We start from the raw sequence: 1,169 nt of genomic DNA on the forward strand, positions 1-1,169 counted from the left end.
ATGGCAAAAGATGGCAAAAGGTAAATTCGAGCGTAACAAGCCTCATGTGAACATTGGCACGATTGGCCACGTCGATCATGGCAAGACGTCGCTGACGGCGGCGATCACCAAGTATTTTGGCGAATACAAGCGCTACGACCAGATCGATGCGGCGCCGGAAGAGAAGGCCCGCGGCATCACCATTTCGACGGCGCACGTCGAATACGAGACGGCTGCCCGCCACTACGCCCACGTCGACTGCCCCGGCCACGCCGACTATGTGAAGAACATGATCACCGGTGCCGCGCAGATGGACGGCGCGATCCTGGTCGTTTCGGCCGCCGACGGCCCGATGCCGCAGACCCGCGAGCACATCCTGCTTGCCCGTCAGGTCGGCGTGCCGTCGATCGTGGTGTTCTTGAACAAGGTCGACCAGGTCGACGACGCCGAGCTGCTCGAACTGGTCGAGCTCGAGGTGCGCGAGCTTCTGTCGAAGAACGAATTCCCCGGCGACGACATTCCGATCGTCAAGGGTTCGGCGCTGGCGGCTCTTGAAGATTCGAACAAGACGATCGGCGAGGACGCGATCCGCGAGCTGATGGCTGCGGTCGATGCCTACATCCCGACCCCGGTTCGTCCGCTGGACAAGCCGTTCCTGATGCCGATCGAAGACGTGTTCTCGATCTCGGGCCGTGGCACGGTCGTCACCGGCCGCGTCGAGCGCGGCATCGTCAAGGTCGGCGAGGAACTCGAGATCATCGGCATCCGTCCGACGACCAAGACGACCTGCACGGGCGTTGAAATGTTCCGCAAGCTGCTCGATCAGGGCCAGGCTGGCGACAACATCGGCGCGCTGCTGCGCGGCGTTGACCGTGAAGGTGTCGAGCGCGGCCAGGTTCTGGCCAAGCCGGGTACGGTGAAGCCGCACAAGAAGTTCGTGGCCGAAGCCTACATCCTGACCAAGGACGAAGGTGGCCGTCACACGCCGTTCTTCACCAACTACCGTCCGCAGTTCTATTTCCGCACGACGGACGTGACCGGTATCGTGTCGCTGCCGGAAGGCACCGAGATGGTGATGCCGGGCGACAACATCACGGTCGATGTCGAGCTGATCGTGCCGATCGCCATGGAAGAGAAGCTGCGCTTCGCCATCCGTGAAGGCGGCCGCACCGTCGGTGCCGGCATCGTCG

At 62.7% G+C, this 1,169-nt stretch carries 1 protein-coding gene; it reads left to right on the forward strand.

What is annotated here, in order from left to right:
* Positions 1 to 10: 10 nt before the first annotated feature.
* A partial coding sequence (tuf, locus tag AC1DXN_RS30795; RefSeq protein WP_477421816.1) for an elongation factor Tu occupies positions 11 to 1,169 on the forward strand: 1,159 nt, incomplete at its 3' end.

This window comes from Mesorhizobium sp. P2_H9 (assembly GCF_056403215.1).